The 239-nt window shown below is 50.6% G+C and carries 1 protein-coding gene; it reads right to left on the bottom strand.

From position 1 onward, the window contains the following. Positions 1–57: 57 nt before the first annotated feature. Positions 58–239, bottom strand: a 182-nt coding sequence (locus tag K0F85_RS28420) for a hypothetical protein (RefSeq protein WP_219119141.1), incomplete at its 5' end; no start/stop codon positions are given.

The following is a 239-nucleotide window of genomic DNA, read 5'->3' as shown; positions in this document are numbered from 1 at the left end:
TGTGATGCCATCATCTTCTGATTCATTGACGGGCTCAAGACGGCGCTGGCTTGACGCTTACCTTCGTGCGTTGGCGATGACCTTTGCGTTGACGGTGTTGAGGGTCTGACCCCAGCCTTCGTATGGGGTGAACAATAAAAAAACCAGCAGACGAAAAAAAACCCCACCATTGCTGGCGGGGTTTTTCTCTACTGCGAATAACAAGCCTGACGATAACCTACTTTCACACTGGTTGCAGC

The organism is Janthinobacterium sp. UMAB-56, from assembly GCF_900095265.1.
Taxonomy (GTDB): Bacteria; Pseudomonadota; Gammaproteobacteria; order Burkholderiales; family Burkholderiaceae_D; genus Janthinobacterium.
Note: the sequence above shows the minus strand (reverse complement) of the source record. Positions and strands in the feature narration are given on the sequence as shown.